Below are 15,732 nucleotides of genomic sequence, written 5' to 3'. Positions count from 1 at the left end.
GTAAATATCGGCGATTGTCCATCGCAGAAGGACGACGATTCGCGCATAATCGGCGGTGAAGACCGATTTCGCTCTTCTCGTTCGCGCACATGTGATGTTCCGACAAGGATCGTAACGGAGAAGATGTCATGAAAAACGCTGCTGCCATACTTCTGTTCGGTACCGGATTAGCTCTGGCCGGCGGCGCCAGCGCGCAGGATCCGTCCCCCGGACGCTACAGCATGCAGAAGTCCGACACCGGTATCGCCCGGCTCGATACCCAGACCGGCGAGGTATCGCTCTGCCAGGAGAAGGACGGCCAGTTGGTGTGCCGCATGGCCGCCGACGAGCGGGCCGCTTTTGAACAGGAGTTGGACCTCCTGACGAAGCGGGTCGATGCTTTGGAAAAGGCGGCCAAAGCCGGTGAAAGTGTCGCAAAACAGGACCTTCCGGCTGAGGAAGAGATTGACCGGGCAATGGGCATCATGGAAAGAATGATGCGTAGGTTCATGGATATCGTGAAGGATCTCGAAGGCAGCGACCCCGCTCAGGAGCCGCAGAAGACCTGAGTTTCCGGATCGGCCATGCGGGATGCGGATCGGCGCGTGGGGGCGTGCAGATTTCAGCCCGGGCTCTTGGGAGGGAGCAGCATGACACCGGACATGACCATCATCATCGCGGACGACCATCCGCTGTTTCGGGGCGCAATGCGCCAGGCACTGAGCGGCGTGGACGGCGCGCCCGCCATCGTCGAGGCCGGCGATTTCGCAGCCGCGCGCAAGGCGGCGGCCGACAACCCTGACGCCGATCTCATGCTGCTCGACCTGACCATGCCCGGCGTCAGCGGGCTTTCCGGTCTGATCGCACTTCGCGCCGAATTTCCGAGCCTGCCGGTCATGGTGGTTTCCGCCCATGACGATCCGGCGACGATCCATCGCGCGCTCGATCTCGGCGCGTCCGGCTTTCTTTCGAAATCGGCCGGCATCGAGGAAATCCGCGAGGGGATCGAGAAGGTGATGGCCGGCGAGGTCTTCGTTCCCGCGGGCTACGACCAGGCCCAGGAATACGAACCCGAGGTCGCCGATCTGCTCCAGCGCCTGCAGACCTTGACGCCGCAACAGTCCCGCGTCCTCAGCATGCTCGGCGAGGGCCTGCTCAACAAGCAGATCGCCTACGAACTCGGCGTCTCCGAGGCGACGATCAAGGCGCATGTCTCGGCGATCCTGCTAAAGCTCAATGTCGACAGCCGCACCCAGGCGGTCATCCAGCTTTCGAAGATCGGCACCGTCGCCGCCGCCTGATGCGGCCAGCCTTGGCTTTGTGATTTTCTCTCGTCCCAGGCGGCCCCACAACGTGGGAGCCGTTCATTCCGCAGCCGTTCGTGCCGCTGTCGAAAGTTGCGTCAGCCAGGCGCGCATCGCCGCCGGGCGCACCGGCTTGTTCTGGATCGCGATGCCGTCGCGTTCGGCCGCGGCGCGCACTTCCGGCGAGCGGTCAGCCGTCACGAGCAGCGCCGGCGTCGCTTCGCCGGTCGATGCCCGAATGCGGGCGACCGCCTCGATGCCGGTCCCGTCGTCGAGGTGATAATCGGCGATGACGGCGTGTGGCTTCTCGCCGGGCTCCACGCCGAATTCGGAACAGGCAGAAAGCGATTCCGCCGTACTGACGATACAGCCCCAACCTGACAGCAGCACCCGCATACCCTCGAGGATCCGCGGTTCGTTGTCGATGCAGAGCACCCGCAGGCCGTTCAGCGCCTCGCTTGCCTTGCTCTGCGGCACCGGACGGACAGCGACCCGATCGCCGGCGCTGGCATCAAGCGGCAGGGTCACCTTGAAGCCCGTGCCCTTGCCGGGAGTCGATTGCAGGCTGACGGGATGGTTGAGCACGCGCGAGATGCGGTCGACGATCGAAAGGCCGAGCCCAAGACCGGACGCCGTGCGGGCGCCTTCGTCGAGCCGGGCGAATTCCTTGAAGACGGTGCGGAACTTCGACTGGGGAATGCCGATGCCGGAATCGAGCACCTCGATCGTCGCCATGGCGCCATGCCTGCGCACCCCGACGAGCACCTTGCCGGCCAGGGTGTATTTGATCGCGTTGGAGACGAGGTTCTGGACGACGCGGCGCAGCAGGTTCGGATCGCTGCGCACGACGAGCGATGTCGGCATGATAATGAGTTCGAGATCCTTGGCCCGCGCCATCGGGGCGAAATCGGTCTCGATCCTTCTGAGCAGCTCGTTGAGCGGAACGGACTGTATCCGCGCCTTCATGGCGCCGGTGTCGAGGCGCGATATGTCGAGCACGGCGCCAAGGATGGCCTCGACCGATTCCAGCGAGGAATCGATGTTTTCGACCAGCGTGCTGTTGTCGGACTCGCCGAGCCGCTCGACGAGCGACGAGGAATAGAGGCGGGCGGCGTTCAGCGGCTGCAGGATATCGTGGCCGGCGGCGGCGAAGAACCGCGTCTTGCCGATATTGGCCTCTTCCGCGGCCGCGCGCGCCTCGGCGAGCTCCCGGTTCACCCGGGTCAATTCGCCGGTGCGCTCGGCCACGCGCAGTTCCAGTGTCTCGTTCGCCTGCTTCAGCGCCATGTCGGCGGCGACGCGCTGGGTGATGTCGGTATAGGTGGTGACGATGCCTTTGTCGGGCATGGCGTTGGTGCGCACTTCGATGATGCGCTCGCCGTTGCCCAGTTCGAGCAGGAAGGGTTTGTCGAGCGTCAGGAAGTTGGCGATCAGCCCCTTTTCCTGATCCTTGCGAATATCGCCGCGCTTGGTGAGGATCGAGACGATATCGGCAAGCGGGAAGCCGACCTGGCCGGCTGCCTCCGGCAGGTCGAGAAGCTGGCGGAAGCGCCGGTTCCAGATGATCAGGTTGTTGGCGTTGTCGAAGACGGCGATGCCCTGGTCCATCTGCGAGAGCGCAGTCTGCAGCATATCCTGATTGTATTGCAGCGCCTCACTCGCCTGGTCGAGCAGCCAGGCCGTCTCGGACGATGTGTCGTCGCCGCGCTGCAGCGCCAGGGAAAGCACCAGCCGGGCGGAGGACGAGCCGATGGCGCTGCCGAGCAGTTGCTCGGAGAAATGCACCACGGCCATGTCGGCTGGCGCATTGTCGTCCAGCCAGCGGCCGGTCTGGCGCTCGTACGTATGGAACGAGCGCTGCATGCGCTCAGCACCCATGTAACGGGCGATCGTCGCCTTGAGGTCGCGCACCGTGACCTTGGTCTTGCGGCCGCGAAAGGCGCCTTCGGTTCGCGACCGCCGGGTGATGAACACGCCGGCCTGGAAGCGTTCGATCGGCTTCGGTGTGCGGGTCAGCGATCCGAGAACATAGGTGGCGCAGTTGACGAGCAGGCTGAGCGCCGTCGCGTTGACCAGCGGATCGGCGTTGGGGCCGGAGAAGAGGTCGGTGAACGGCAACAGGAAGCTTAAGATCGTCGTCGCCACATGGGAATTGTCGGGTCCGCCAAGGCTCGGCAGGAAGAGCAGATAGGCCCAGACGAGGAAGCCCGATACCATGCCGGTGATCGCGCCGCGGGCATTGGCCTGTCGCCAGATGAGGCCGCCGAGCAGCGCCGGCGCCATCTGCGAGATGGCGACGAAAGACAGAAGGCCGAGCGAGGCGAGGCCGGCGCTGATATCGGCGGAGCGGTAGTAGCCATAGCCGAGCAACAACACCACGAAGATCGCCGAACGGCGAATGTTGAGCAGCGTTCCCGCGAGGTTTTCCTGCAAGCCGCCGCGCTGGCTGAGGTTGCGGCGCAGGAACACCGGCATGACGATATCGTTGGAGATCATGATCGACAGCGCCACGGATGCGACGATCACCATCGCGGTCGCTGCCGAAAAACCGCCGATGAAGGTGATCAGCGTCAGCACCGGCAGGCCGTTGGCGAGCGGCAAGGTCAGCAGGTAGAGATCCGCGTCGCCGGAACCGGAAAAGGTGAGGATGCCGGCTATCGCGATCGGCAGCACGAAGAGATTGATGCCGATCAGGTAGAGCGGAAAGAGGATGCCGGCGGTGCGAAGCTCGCCTTCGGTGCGGTTTTCGACGACCGTCACGTGGAACTGCCTGGGCAGCATGATGATCGCGAAAGCCGACGTGACGATCAACAGCACCCAACGGGCGATAGGGGTCTCGTAGGAGAGCGCCGACTGCACGGCGGGGCTCTCTGCAGCCAGCGACCACAGGTGAGCCGGTCCGTTGAAGATGACGAAGACGATGTAGAAGCCGGCGGTGACGAGCGCCACCAACTTGACCAGCGATTCCATCGCGATCGCAAGGATCAGGCCGTCCTGGTGCTCCGTTGCGTCCGTATGGCGCGTGCCGAAGACGATGGCGAAGCAGGCGAGAAACAATGTGACGAGCAGGGGAAGATCGACGTAGCTCTGCCCGGCGCCGATGCCGTAGTCGCTGGTGTTGATCATCGCTGCGACCGAGCTCGAAATCGCCTTCAGCTGCAGCGCGATATAGGGAATGGCGCCGACGAGCGAGATCAGCGCGACGATGGCTGCCACCGCCGGGTTCTTGCCGTAGCGGGCGGCGATGAAGTCGGCGACGGAGGTCAGCTTCTCGGTTTTGGCAAGGCGGATGATCTTGCGGATCAGCGGCATGCCGAGCGTGAACATCAGGATCGGGCCGATATAGATGCCGGTGAACTCGAGTCCGCGTTCGGCAGCAAGGCCGATGCCGCCGAAATAGGTCCAGGACGTGCAATAGATGGCAAGGCTCAGCGCATAGACGAGCGGTCTGCCCTTCACAGCGCTGTTCCTCCTGGCCCGCCGGTCGCCATAGCTAGCCACTGCAAACAGCAGCAGCAGATAGGCGAAGGCCGAGGCAAAGATGACCGAACCCGAAAGCATGCCTCATTCCTCCAGGGCGGAGCATAGGACAAGTCCGCCGGGTTGAGAATTGCCTGCCGCATGAGTCTTAAGTTCAAGGCTCGACACGAGAAATCGGTGTACAGCACAGGCTGCCTTCCCGTTCCTGCTCCATCCGCTGCCAATTGACCAAAGGCAAAGAAAGGTTTTCTCGCTGCCCGCTTTGGTTTAGTTTCCGTAAACGCTTGCAGCGCGGGACAGCGCCGCCAGCCGTTTTCAAACGGGGATAATACGGAGAGATTTATGCTGAATGAGTTCAAGGAGTTTATTGCCCGCGGGAACGTGATGGATCTCGCGGTCGGTGTCATCATCGGCGCCGCCTTCAACAAGATCGTAACGTCGGTCGTCGAGGACCTGGTGATGCCAATCGTCGGTGCGCTGACCGGCGGCGGTTTCGATTTCTCCAATTATTTCCTGCCGCTCTCGGCGAACGTGACGGCGACGTCTCTCGCCGCCGCCCGTCAACAGGGTGCCGTCTTTGCCTATGGCAACTTCATCACCGTGCTCATCAACTTCCTGATCCTTGCCTGGATCATCTTCCTGATGATCAAGGCGGTGAATCGCATGCGCGCTTCGATGGAGAAGAAGAAGGACGAAGCACCGGCCGCGCCCCCGCCGGAAGACATTCTGCTTCTCGGTGAAATCCGCGACCTGCTGAAGCAGCGCGCGTGACTTTCCTCGCGGCCCTGGCTTCGCCGGGGCCGCGAAACATCACAAAAATCGATAAACCGGTCAGATAAAGTCGCGTGATCGCCTTGGCGAAAGCGGCTAGAAGCAACGGGCGAACTGGAGCGGTCGATACGCGCTCTAGTCCATTGGAATCTTTCACGATGATCTAAAGGCCGCGGCCTTTAACGTCGTGCATCCGGAGCCCGCCGATGACCATCCTCAGCACCATCAGTCCCCGTGCGCTTTCGGCACCTGAAAGCGGCATCGTCGAGGTGGTGAACTATGCACGCGGGCGCGATGGCCTGATCCCGCTGTGGGTCGGAGAAGGCGACCTGCCGACGCCTGCCTTCATCAGCGACGTTGCGCGCGATGCGCTTGCCGGCGGCGAGACCTTCTACACCTGGCAGCGCGGTATCCCGCCGCTGCGCGAGGCGCTGTCGCGCTACTATCAAAGGCGCTTTCAGAAGTCGCTTTCGCCCGAGAATTTCTACGTCGTCGGCTCCGGCATGCAGGCGATCAAGCTCTCGATCGAGGCGATCGCCTCGCCCGGCGACGAGATGGTGCTTCTGACGCCGGCGTGGCCGAACTTTGCCGCCGCCGCCGATCTCTCCGGCGTTCGCCCGGTCTCGGTGGAGCTTCGTTTCGAACACGGCAAATGGCAACTCGATCTCGATCGGCTGCAGGCGGCGATCGGTCCGAAGACCAAGGCGCTGTTCATCAACACGCCGTCGAACCCGACCGGCTGGACCGCGACCCGCGACGAACTGGCCGCGATCCTGACGCTGGCGCGCAGGCACGGGCTCTGGATCATAGCCGATGAGATCTACGCGCTCTATTATTATGGCGGCGCCCGCGCGCCGTCCTTCCTCGACGTGATGGAGGAAGGCGACCGCATCCTTTTCGTCAATTCCTTCTCGAAGAACTGGTCGATGACCGGGTGGCGTGTCGGCTGGATCGTGGCTCCACCCGCGATCGGCCAGGTGCTCGAAAACCTGGTGCAGTATTCGACCTCGGGTGTCGCCCAGTTCATGCAGCGCGGTGCCGTCGTGGCGCTTGACGAGGGCGACGCCTTCGTCGATGCCAATGTCGCCAAGGCGGCGAAGAACCGGGACGTCTTCTGCGACGCGCTGATCGCCACCAACCGGGTGGAAACGCTCAAACCCGACGGCGCGCTCTATGCGTTCCTGAAGATCGACGGCGTCACCGATTCGCGCGCGGCAGCGATCGACATCGTCGACAAGACCGGCGTTGGCCTGGCGCCGGGAACGGCGTTCGGCGACGGCGGCTCGCTGTTCATGCGCGCCTGCTTCCTGCGTGATCCGGGCCACGTGAAGGAAGCGGCGGACCGTCTCCAGGGTTACATTCTCGGGCGCTGACGGCCGTAGATTGAAAGAGCGAGGCGGCGACGTTATTCGTCGCCGGTTTCGCCAAGCAGCTTCTGCTCATGAGCGATCGCGTGGCCGATCAGCCGCGCCCAGATGTCTTCGTAAAAATCAGGATCGAGGTTGACGCGCGCAGCGTTCTTGCGGGCATTCTCGCGCACTTCCATCACCCGCGCCGGAATGTCGGCCTTCAGTTTCAGCGGCGCCTTGATCTCGGCCGCGCGGTCAATATAGCCCCAGCGCTCGGCAAACAGCGCCATCAGCGCCTGGTCGAGACGGTCGATCTCGGCACGCACGTCGGCCATGGTTTCGCATTGCGCGGGGGTTTTCTGCATCTGTCTCGTCCAATTGCCTGGATGCGGCCAAGCGCGGGCCCAGGATGTTCGAGCGTCCCTCGGCTCTCAGCAAGCGGGGCGCTTCTGCGGCGCACTGCTAACAAACGGCGAGCTATCTTGGAAGGGGCAACAGGGTCGCAGCCGGCGACCCTTGAGGTGGTCACCTCAGCAGGCGATCGCTTTGCAGGGGAGGAGGGTGCGGTCCTGTCTCCGTCTGCGGCGATCGCCTGCTGACGTGTTAAGGGAAGTTAGCCGGCCAAGCTTGAGCGAGGCTTTTTAGAACGGGATGAGGAAAAGTGTCTGCGGTTTTCCGCCCCCATCCCGCTCCAATGGATCGACTACGTTCCGATCATCAGCTTGATCGCAAGGCCGACGAGGGTGACGGCCGCCACCCCCGCGCACCAGAGGCCGACGAACCAGAGAAGCTTGCGGCCGGTTCCTGTTTCGCTGGTCAATGGTAGCCCTCCTCCGGATCGACCTTGCCGCGGAACACCCAGTAGGAATAGGCGGTGTAGGCGAGAATGATCGGCACCAGCACCAAAGCGCCGGCAAGCAGGAAGGAGAGGCTTTCCTCAGGCGCGGCCGCGTCCCAGATCGTCAGCGAAGGCGGCACCATATAGGGGTAGAAACTGATGCCGATGCCGGCATAGCCGAGCACGAAGAGGCCCAGTGCGGCGATGAACGGCCGGCTGTCGTGGCGCTTGCGGATACCCGTGATCAGCGCATAAAGGCAGCCGAGAACGAGCGCCGGCACGACGACGCTGAAGATCGCCGTCGGATAGCCGAACCAGCGGTCCAGATACTGCGGCTCCAGGAACGGCGTCCACAGGCTGACGATGCCCATGGCGGCGACGGTGGCGAAGGAGCATTTGAGCGCGAGGTCGCGGGCCCGGTCGGCAAGGTCGCCATGGGTCTTCATCACAAGCCAGGTGGCGCCGAGCAGCGCATAGCCGACGACGACGGCGATGCCGGTCATGATCGAGAACGGCGTCAACCAATCCCACCAGCCGCCGACATAGGCACGGTTCTCGACCGGAATGCCCTGGACGAGCGCGCCGAGCGTGATCCCTTGCGCGAAGGCGGCCAGCATCGAGCCGCCGGAGAAGGCCCAGTTCCAGAGATATTCGGCCCGCCGCGTGCGCCAGCGATATTCGAAGGCGACGCCGCGGAAGATGAGGCCGATCACCATGGCGATGATGGGCGCGTAAAGTGCGGGCAGGATGGTCGCGTAGGCCAGCGGAAACACCGCCATCAGGCCGCCGCCGCCAAGAACCAGCCAGGTCTCGTTGCCGTCCCAGACCGGGGCGACGGAATTCATCATCACGTCACGGTCGTGCTTCTCGGGGAAGAACGGGAAGAGGATGCCGACACCGAGGTCGAAGCCGTCGAGAATGACATAGGCGAGCACCGCAAAGGCGATGATGCCGGCCCAGATGAACGGCAGATCAAACTCCATGATGGCCTCCCTTGGTGTTCGCATGGCTGCTATGGATGGCGGGGCCCGGCATGATGCCGGAACTGCGCAACGGTCCTTCGCCGAGCTCCGGCATCGGATCGCGCGGCAATCGCGCCATCAGCCGGAGGATGTAGAAGGTGCCGGCACCGAAGACGAAGAAATAGACGATGATGAAGGCGATCAGCGAGGCGGCGACTGCGGGTGCCGCGATCGGCGCCACTGAGTTTGCCGTCAGCAGATGGCCGTAGACGGTATAGGGCTGACGGCCGACTTCGGTCGTGACCCAGCCCGCGAGCACGGCGACGAAGCCGGCGGGCCCCATGGCGATCGCGGCACGGTGCAGCCAGACATTGCTGTCGAGCGTGCCGCGATAGCGACACCAGAGCGACCAGAGCCCGATGCCGAGCATGGCGAAGCCGAGGCCGACCATCACCCGGAATGACCAGAACACGATACCAACAGGCGGGTGAAGTTCTTCCGGGATCGTATCGAGACCGGCGAGCGGCGCGTTCAGATCATGCTTCAGGATCAGGCTCGAAAGCTTCGGGATCTCGATCGCGTATTCGACGCGCTTTTCAGGCGAGTTCGGAATGCCGAAGAGGATGAGCGGCGCGCCGTCCGGATGGCTCTGGTAGTGCCCCTCCATCGCCATCACCTTGGCCGGCTGGTGCTCCAGCGTGTTGAGACCATGCATGTCGCCGGCGAAGATCTGGATCGGCGCGACGATCGCCGCCATCCACATTGCCATCGAAAACATCTTTCGCGCCCGCCGCGGCGCCGTCTTGCGGATGAGGTGCCAGGCGCCGCAGGCGCCGACGACGAAGGCGGTCGTGAGATAGGCCGCCAGCACCATGTGGGTGAGGCGATAGGGGAAGGAGGGGTTGAAGACGATCGCCCACCAGTCGACCGGGACGAACTGGCCCGCCTCGTTCATTGCGAAACCGGCCGGCGTCTGCATCCACGAGTTCGCCGAAAGGATCCAGGTGGCCGAGATCAGAGTGCCGACGGCGACCATGACGGTTGCCAAGAAATGCAGCTTCGGCCCGACGCGGTTGAGGCCGAACAGCATGACACCGAGGAAGCCCGCTTCGAGGAAGAAGGCGGTCAGCACCTCGTAGCCCATCAGCGGCCCGATGATCGGCCCGGCCTTGTCGGAAAAGACGCTCCAGTTGGTGCCGAACTGATAGGACATGACGATGCCGGAAACGACGCCCATGCCGAAGGCGACGGCAAAGATCGTCTTCCAGAAATTGAAGAGTTCGAGATAGACCCCGTCCTTCTTCCACAGCCACAACCCTTCGAGCACCGCGAGGTAACTCGCAAGCCCGATGGAAAAGGCGGGGAAGATGATGTGGAAGGAAACGGTGAAGGCGAACTGGAAGCGAGCGAGCAGGGTCGCATCGAAACTCTCAAACACGGGCGCAATCCTTTCAGACACGCGGATGCGACGCCTCACGGAAGCGTAGGCCGCAATGCTCTGGCTGCTGCATCATTTGTCCGGTGACCGATCGTCGATCAGGGAACCTGTCTTGGCCTCTGGCCGAGGCAAATCCTGGGGTTGCACCGGCTTTTCAGCATGTACTTGAATCTGCGCCAAATTTGCCAAACGTCAATGACAGCGCGTCCGCCACGTTGTCACACTGCGGCAATGTTGCGCTGCGGCATATTGGCGAAAGGTGAGCGGGATATCAGCGGCGCGCGAGATAGGCCTCGGCCAACTCCGTCCAGAAAGCCGCGCCGATCGGCAGCAGGTCGTCGTTGAAGTTGTAGCCGGGGTGATGCAGCGGCCTGTCGTCGTCGCTGACCTTCGAGCCGAGGAAGAAGTAGGTCCCCGGCCGCTCCTTCAGCATATAGGCGAAATCCTCGCTGCCCATGAAGGGGCGGGCGAGATCGACCACCTTGTCGGCGCCGGCGAAGCGGACCGCGAGATCGCGGACGAAGTCCGTCTCGGCCTTGTGGTTGATCGTCGCATCGTAGCTGCGCTGGTAGTCGACGGTCGCGCGCATGCCGAAGCTCGTCGCCTGCGCCTCGGCGATCATGCGGATGCGGCGTTCGAGTTCGTCGCGCACATCGGGCTCGAATGAGCGGATACCGACGACGATCTCGGCGCGTTCGGGAATGATGTTGCTGGCCGAGCCCGCATGGAAGGCGCCGACGGTGACCACAGTCGGATCCATCGGATGGATGTTGCGCGAGACGATCGATTGCAGCGCCATGACGATCGAGGCGCCGCAGACGATGGGATCTGCTGTTTCCTGCGGCTCCGCGCCATGCCCGCCGCGTCCATGCACGGTGATGCGCGCCTCGTCGACGGCGGCCATGATCGGGCCTTCTCTAAGGGCGAACTGGCCGAAAGGCAGACCCGGCTCGTTGTGAAGCGCGAAGACGGCGTCGCAGGGAAACTGATCGAACAGGCCCTCGTCCATCATGATCTTGGCGCCGCCGAAATTCTCCTCGGCCGGCTGGAAGATCAGGTGGATCGTGCCGTCGAAATTGCGCCGCTCGGCAAGCGCGCGGGCAGCACCCAGCAGCATCGTCGTGTGGCCATCGTGGCCGCAGGCATGCATGAGGCCCGAGGTCTTGCTGGCATAGTCCAGCCCGGTTTCTTCCAGGATCGGCAGCGCATCGATGTCGGCGCGGATGCCGATCGAGCGCTTGCCGTTGCCGTTCCTGAGCGTGCCGACGACACCGGTTTTCGCAAGCCCCGTCGTCACCTCGTAGCCGAGACTCTCCAGGTGTTTCGCAATGAAGGCGGAAGTACGCGTCTCCTCCAGTCCGAGTTCCGGATGCGCATGCAGGTCGTGGCGAATGGCGACGAGTTCCGGCATGGCGTTGGTGATCGAGGGGGAAAGCTTCATGTCAGGCACCGCGGGTTGGTATGCGATTTTCGAAGGTGCGGAAGGCCACCACCAGAATTCCGGTGAGGCACATGTAGATGAGCGCGAGCAAAAGCAGCGGCTCGTAGGTGAGGAAGGTTTCCTGCCGCACCTTGGAGATGACCGCATAGACGTCGACGACGGTCACGGTCGCGACAAGTGGCGTCGATTTCAGCTGCAGCACCGTTTCGCCGTTGAGCGTTGGCAGAGCCCGATGGATGGCGCGCGGCAGCCAGATGCGGCGGAACATCGTCCAGCGGCCCATGCCATAGGCCTTCGCCGCCTCAAGCTCGCCGTTCGGAACGCCGGCAAAAGCGCCGCGCATGACTTCGCCCTCATAGGCCGCAAACGAAATGGTCAACGCCGCCACGCCATAGGGCCACGCTTCGCGCAGGTAAGGCCAGAGGAAGGACTGGCGGATCGCCGGAAATTGCGGGAACAGCGAGCCGAGACCGTAATAGAGCAGCCAGAGCTGCAACAGCAGCGGCGTGCCGCGGATCACGGTACAAAACACCTTGGCCGGCAGTTTCAGGAACCAGGGGCCGGTGACCTGCACGAGGCCGATCGGCACCGCCAGCAGGAAGCCGAGGATGGCGGTGCTGAAGAGCATTATCAGGCTGACGAGGATGCCCCAGCCAAGCCGTGGCAGGTAGCGCGGCAGCCAGTCCCAGCGCATGAAGACGGCGACGGCGACGACGAAGGCGGCAAAGACCAGCATCATGAGGATGCGGTGCGGCAGGAAGAAGCTCTTCGCCGTCGGCAGGTCTTCGGGCGTAAACGCAACGGCGTGGGTGGTTTCGTCGGTCATCGGCTCTCCGCAAAACCGCGTCGGGCATGGCGTTCGAGCATGCCGATGAAGACGTTGGAGATGAGCGTCAGCGCCAGGTAGAGCGCGCCAGCCGCCAGGAAGAACAGGAGATAGGCCTTGGTCGTGCCGGCCGCCTGGCGGGTGACCAGCGTCAACTCGCTGAAGCCGACGACGGCGAGAAGGGCCGTGTCCTTGGTGGCGATCAGCCAGAGATTGGAGAGGCCGGGAATGGCATAGGGCAACATCGCCGGCAGGGTGATGCGGCGCAGAACCATGGCCGGCGACATGCCATAGGCGCGCGCCGCCTCGATCTGCCCGGCGGGCACCGCCTTGATCGCGCCGCGCAACACTTCGGTCGAATAGGCACCCTGGACGACGCCGATGACGAAGATGCCGGCCATCAGGCCGCTGATGTCGACCGGGCCAACCGAAAACAACTCCAGAACCTGATTGAGCAGGTCGGTGCCGGCATAATAGAGCAGGAGGATCAGCACCAACTCGGGCACTGCACGCACGACCGTGGTGTAGCATTCGAGCAGATCGCGCAGAACTGGGCCGCCATAGAGCTTGCCGAATGCACCGCCGATGCCGAGCGCCAGGCCGAGCGTGAAGCCGCCGACGGCGATCTGGATGGAATTGAAAAAGCCTTGCAGCAATACGCCGCCCCAGCCGGGTGCTGAAAGCGAGAGCAGGCCCCAATTGATGAGGGAATCCGCAGCCATGCGTCGTCGAGCTCCGATGGCGCCGGCCGGCGATCGCTGCAGCGCTGCGGTCTTTGTCAGACGCGACAAGCGCTGCGACGGTTCGATCGCCGGCCGATCGCGCCTTATCCGCCGTAGATGTCGAAGTCGAAGTACTTCTTCGAGAACGTATCGTAGGTGCCGTTGTCGCGGATCGCCTTGATGGCGGCGTTGATCTTGTCCTTGAGCTCGGTTTCGCCCTTGCGCAGGCCGACGCCGACACCCGGGCCGATCACGGCGACGTCTTCGGCAACGTCGCCCTTGTATTCACAGCATTCCTTGCCCTGGTCGGTCGCCAGAAACGCCTTGAGCGCGATGGCATCCGCCTGCACCGCATCGAGGCGGCCGGCAGCGAGGTCGTTGTTGGCCTCGTCCTGCGTCTGGTATTCCTTGACCTCGACGCCCGCCGGCGCGAAGTGCTTGGCGGCATAGGCCTGGTGGACCGTCGAGACCTGGACGCCGAGCGTCTTGCCCTTCAGCCCTTCCGGCGAGGAGTTCATCTCGACGCCCTTGGTGCCGATGATGCCGGTCGGGGTGTTGTAGTACTTGTCGGAGAAATCGATGGTCTTCAGGCGCTCATCGGTGATCGACATCGAACTGATGATCATGTCGATCTTCTTCGACGTCAGTGCCGGAATGATGCCGTCCCAGGCAACCGGCGTCAGCACGCATTCGAGCTTGGCCTCGGCGCACATTGCGTTCATGAACTCGACTTCCCAGCCTTCCCATTTGCCGCTGGCGTCAGGCGCTGTGAACGGCGGATAGGGCTCCGCTGCGACGCCGACCTTCAGCGCTTCCGCCGACGCCGCGACGCCGCCGCTCACGGCGATCGCCGCCGCAACGGCCAGGACTTTCAATGCCTTCTTCATGCTGTTCCCCTTTTTGGTTGTTTAGCATTCAGGAATTCAGTGAATGGAACTGATGAACTTCTTGAGCCTTTCCGATTTCGGTGCGCCGAAGATGGCCTCAGGCGGGCCCTGTTCTTCGATCACGCCGTTGTGGAGGAAGACGATGTGGTTGGCGACGTCGCGCGCAAACTTCATCTCGTGGGTGACGAGGATCATCGTGCGCTTTTCGCGCGCGAGGTCCCCGATGACAGTGAGAACTTCGCCGACGAGTTCGGGATCGAGTGCCGAGGTCGGCTCGTCGAAGAGCATGACGAGCGGCTGGATGGCAAGCGCTCGGGCGATCGCGGCGCGTTGCTGCTGGCCGCCGGAAAGGAAGGCCGGGTAGGCGTCGCGTTTCTCGTAGAGACCGACGCGTTTCAGCAGGGTTTCGGCGGTGGCGACCGCTTCCGCCTTCGGCTTGCCGAGCACATGGATCGGCGCTTCGATGACGTTTTCAAGGATGGTCATGTGCTGCCAGAGGTTGAAGCTCTGGAACACCATGCCGAGCTGGCTGCGGATGCGCTGGACCTGTTTGCGGTCCTCCGGCACCAGGCCGCCGCGACCGTCGGATTTCATCCGGATCTTTTCGCCATGCACGCTGACGCTACCGGCGGAGGGGAGTTCGAGGAGGTTGATGCAGCGAAGGAAAGTGGATTTGCCGGAACCGCTGCCGCCGATGATGGCGATCACGTCGCCCTGCTTCGCTGTGAGCGAAACTCCCTTCAGCACTTCCAATGGCCCGAAACGCTTGTGCAGGTCAGTGACCGCGATTGCCTGGGCCGCATCCGTCATCGGCGCGCCGCTCCCATGGCTCTGCGAGCTTTTTCTGTCAGCATCGAAACAGTTCCCCTGTCGTCTTCCGTGCGGCATCTTTGGCCTGTCACGGGTTTTTGTTGGCCGGCATGGTTGCACTTGTGCCGCTATTGTTCAAGCGTATAATAATAGACGTCGTCGATTTTTTGACGCCCGCCGATCGTTCGATTTCCCGAAGGAGCCGCCCATGCCGCCGTTCTGGCCGAAGCCTTTGCCGACCGCGCCTGAACAGCATTTTGGGCCGGTTCAAGAGCAGAGTGCCGCATGAACAGACGCAGTTTTCACCGCGCGCCGGAAGGCGAGCGCCGCCAGGAATTGATCGAAGCGACGCTCGACTGCATCTCGGAATTCGGGCTGAAGGGCGCAACCGTACGGCAGATCGCGATCCGCGCCGGGGTGACCGCCGGGCTGGTGCGCCACTACTTCGAATCGAAGGACCAGATGGTTGCCGAGGCCTATCGCGCCGTCATCGCCTCGCTCACCGAAAAGGCGAGCAAGGTCGAGGGCGATCCGGAAACCCGGCTCCGGGATTTCATCGCCATCAACCTCACCGAGCCGGTGGCAGACAGCCGCAGCATCTCGCTCTGGGCCGCCTTCATCAGCCAGGTCCGGGTCGATCCGGTGCTGTCGGCGATCCACCGCGAAGGTTATCTCGCCTTTCGCAATTCGCTGCAGGAACTGCTCGCAGACTTCCTCGCGACCAAAGGCAAGCCGGCCGACGCCGAAACCTGCCGGGCCTTCGCCATCGCCATCAACGGGTTGGTCGACGGCCTCTGGGTCGAGGGCTGCCTTGCCGGCGATCTCTTTCGCGAAGGCGAGCTCGTCGCCATCGCCATGTCTTCGGTCGAAGCGCTGCTCGGCACGAAGATCGGAACTGCAAAACAATGAAAACGGGAGAAAGCAC

At 63.2% G+C, this 15,732-nt stretch carries 14 protein-coding genes; 5 read left to right on the top strand and 9 right to left on the bottom strand.

What is annotated here, in order from left to right; translation table 11 throughout:
* Positions 1 to 128: 128 nt before the first annotated feature.
* Entirely contained in the window at positions 129 to 548 is a 420-nt protein-coding gene (locus ASE71_RS31390) for a hypothetical protein (protein WP_034797089.1), read from the top strand.
* 81 nt (positions 549 to 629) lie between these two features.
* Positions 630 to 1,280, top strand: coding sequence for a response regulator (locus tag ASE71_RS31385; protein ID WP_034797087.1), 651 nt, complete (start codon positions 630 to 632; stop codon positions 1,278 to 1,280).
* Positions 1,281 to 1,343: 63 nt separating this feature from the next.
* On the opposite strand, the gene ASE71_RS31380 is transcribed toward ASE71_RS31385, so the two are convergent.
* On the bottom strand, positions 1,344 to 4,844 hold the full coding sequence (locus ASE71_RS31380; RefSeq protein WP_060522329.1) for a PAS domain-containing hybrid sensor histidine kinase/response regulator: 3,501 nt from the start codon (positions 4,842 to 4,844) through the stop codon (positions 1,344 to 1,346).
* A gap of 261 nt (positions 4,845 to 5,105) precedes the next feature.
* On the opposite strand from ASE71_RS31380, the gene mscL reads away from it, so the two are divergent.
* Positions 5,106 to 5,534, top strand: a complete 429-nt coding sequence (gene mscL / locus ASE71_RS31375) for a large conductance mechanosensitive channel protein MscL (protein ID WP_034797082.1) — start codon at positions 5,106 to 5,108, stop codon at positions 5,532 to 5,534.
* Between the two features lie 206 nt (positions 5,535 to 5,740).
* A complete protein-coding gene (locus ASE71_RS31370) occupies positions 5,741 to 6,907 on the top strand; it encodes a pyridoxal phosphate-dependent aminotransferase (protein WP_060522328.1) in 1,167 nt (388 codons plus the stop codon).
* Positions 6,908 to 6,939: 32 nt separating this feature from the next.
* Here the strand turns inward: ASE71_RS31370 and ASE71_RS31365 are convergent, their stop codons facing one another.
* The 8 genes from ASE71_RS31365 to ASE71_RS31330 form a co-directional block, all read right to left on the bottom strand.
* The gene (locus ASE71_RS31365; protein WP_034797078.1) at positions 6,940 to 7,248 is read right to left on the bottom strand and encodes a chorismate mutase family protein; all 309 of its coding nucleotides are present in this window, start codon (positions 7,246 to 7,248) and stop codon (positions 6,940 to 6,942) included.
* A gap of 451 nt (positions 7,249 to 7,699) precedes the next feature.
* A complete protein-coding gene (gene cydB / locus ASE71_RS31360; protein WP_034797073.1) occupies positions 7,700 to 8,704 on the bottom strand; it encodes a cytochrome d ubiquinol oxidase subunit II in 1,005 nt (334 codons plus the stop codon).
* On the bottom strand, positions 8,694 to 10,121 hold the full coding sequence (locus ASE71_RS31355; RefSeq protein ID WP_060522327.1) for a cytochrome ubiquinol oxidase subunit I: 1,428 nt from the start codon (positions 10,119 to 10,121) through the stop codon (positions 8,694 to 8,696). The genes cydB and ASE71_RS31355 overlap by 11 nt, the downstream gene beginning before the upstream one ends.
* Positions 10,122 to 10,392: 271 nt before the next feature.
* Positions 10,393 to 11,562: a M20 aminoacylase family protein gene (locus ASE71_RS31350; protein WP_034797071.1), complete on the bottom strand. Its 1,170-nt coding sequence runs from the start codon at positions 11,560 to 11,562 to the stop codon at positions 10,393 to 10,395.
* Between the two features lies 1 nt (position 11,563).
* Positions 11,564 to 12,388: an ABC transporter permease gene (locus ASE71_RS31345; protein ID WP_060522326.1), complete on the bottom strand. Its 825-nt coding sequence runs from the start codon at positions 12,386 to 12,388 to the stop codon at positions 11,564 to 11,566.
* Entirely contained in the window at positions 12,385 to 13,110 is a 726-nt protein-coding gene (locus ASE71_RS31340) for an ABC transporter permease (RefSeq protein ID WP_060522368.1), read from the bottom strand. The genes ASE71_RS31345 and ASE71_RS31340 overlap by 4 nt, the downstream gene beginning before the upstream one ends.
* A 104-nt stretch (positions 13,111 to 13,214) precedes the next feature.
* On the bottom strand, positions 13,215 to 13,997 hold the full coding sequence (locus ASE71_RS31335) for a transporter substrate-binding domain-containing protein (RefSeq protein WP_034797062.1): 783 nt from the start codon (positions 13,995 to 13,997) through the stop codon (positions 13,215 to 13,217).
* A gap of 36 nt (positions 13,998 to 14,033) precedes the next feature.
* The gene (locus ASE71_RS31330) at positions 14,034 to 14,807 is read right to left on the bottom strand and encodes an ABC transporter ATP-binding protein (RefSeq protein ID WP_034797059.1); all 774 of its coding nucleotides are present in this window, start codon (positions 14,805 to 14,807) and stop codon (positions 14,034 to 14,036) included.
* Positions 14,808 to 15,092: 285 nt separating this feature from the next.
* Here ASE71_RS31330 and ASE71_RS31325 point away from each other — a divergent pair, with 285 nt between their 5' ends.
* Entirely contained in the window at positions 15,093 to 15,716 is a 624-nt protein-coding gene (locus tag ASE71_RS31325) for a TetR/AcrR family transcriptional regulator (RefSeq protein WP_060522325.1), read from the top strand.
* Positions 15,717 to 15,732 lie beyond the last annotated feature (16 nt).

It is taken from the genome of Ensifer sp. Root954, assembly GCF_001429005.1.
In the GTDB taxonomy this organism is placed as follows: Bacteria; Pseudomonadota; Alphaproteobacteria; order Rhizobiales; family Rhizobiaceae; genus Ensifer; species Ensifer adhaerens.
This window is presented reverse-complemented; position numbering and strand designations above follow the sequence as displayed.

Bases quoted from the DNA above. Each gene is read 5' to 3' on its own strand.
- ASE71_RS31325 (WP_060522325.1), top strand. From the start codon at position 15,093: ATGAACAGACGCAGTTTTCACCGCGCGCCGGAAGGCGAGCGCCGCCAG.
- ASE71_RS31345 (WP_060522326.1), bottom strand. From the start codon at position 12,388: ATGACCGACGAAACCACCCACGCCGTTGCGTTTACGCCCGAAGACCTG.
- ASE71_RS31330 (WP_034797059.1), bottom strand. From the start codon at position 14,807: ATGACGGATGCGGCCCAGGCAATCGCGGTCACTGACCTGCACAAGCGT.
- mscL (WP_034797082.1), top strand. From the start codon at position 5,106: ATGCTGAATGAGTTCAAGGAGTTTATTGCCCGCGGGAACGTGATGGAT.
- ASE71_RS31340 (WP_060522368.1), bottom strand. From the start codon at position 13,110: ATGGCTGCGGATTCCCTCATCAATTGGGGCCTGCTCTCGCTTTCAGCA.
- ASE71_RS31365 (WP_034797078.1), bottom strand. From the start codon at position 7,248: ATGCAGAAAACCCCCGCGCAATGCGAAACCATGGCCGACGTGCGTGCC.
- ASE71_RS31390 (WP_034797089.1), top strand. From the start codon at position 129: ATGAAAAACGCTGCTGCCATACTTCTGTTCGGTACCGGATTAGCTCTG.
- ASE71_RS31370 (WP_060522328.1), top strand. From the start codon at position 5,741: ATGACCATCCTCAGCACCATCAGTCCCCGTGCGCTTTCGGCACCTGAA.
- ASE71_RS31385 (WP_034797087.1), top strand. From the start codon at position 630: ATGACACCGGACATGACCATCATCATCGCGGACGACCATCCGCTGTTT.
- ASE71_RS31380 (WP_060522329.1), bottom strand. From the start codon at position 4,844: ATGCTTTCGGGTTCGGTCATCTTTGCCTCGGCCTTCGCCTATCTGCTG.
- ASE71_RS31350 (WP_034797071.1), bottom strand. From the start codon at position 11,562: ATGAAGCTTTCCCCCTCGATCACCAACGCCATGCCGGAACTCGTCGCC.
- ASE71_RS31335 (WP_034797062.1), bottom strand. From the start codon at position 13,997: ATGAAGAAGGCATTGAAAGTCCTGGCCGTTGCGGCGGCGATCGCCGTG.
- cydB (WP_034797073.1), bottom strand. From the start codon at position 8,704: ATGGAGTTTGATCTGCCGTTCATCTGGGCCGGCATCATCGCCTTTGCG.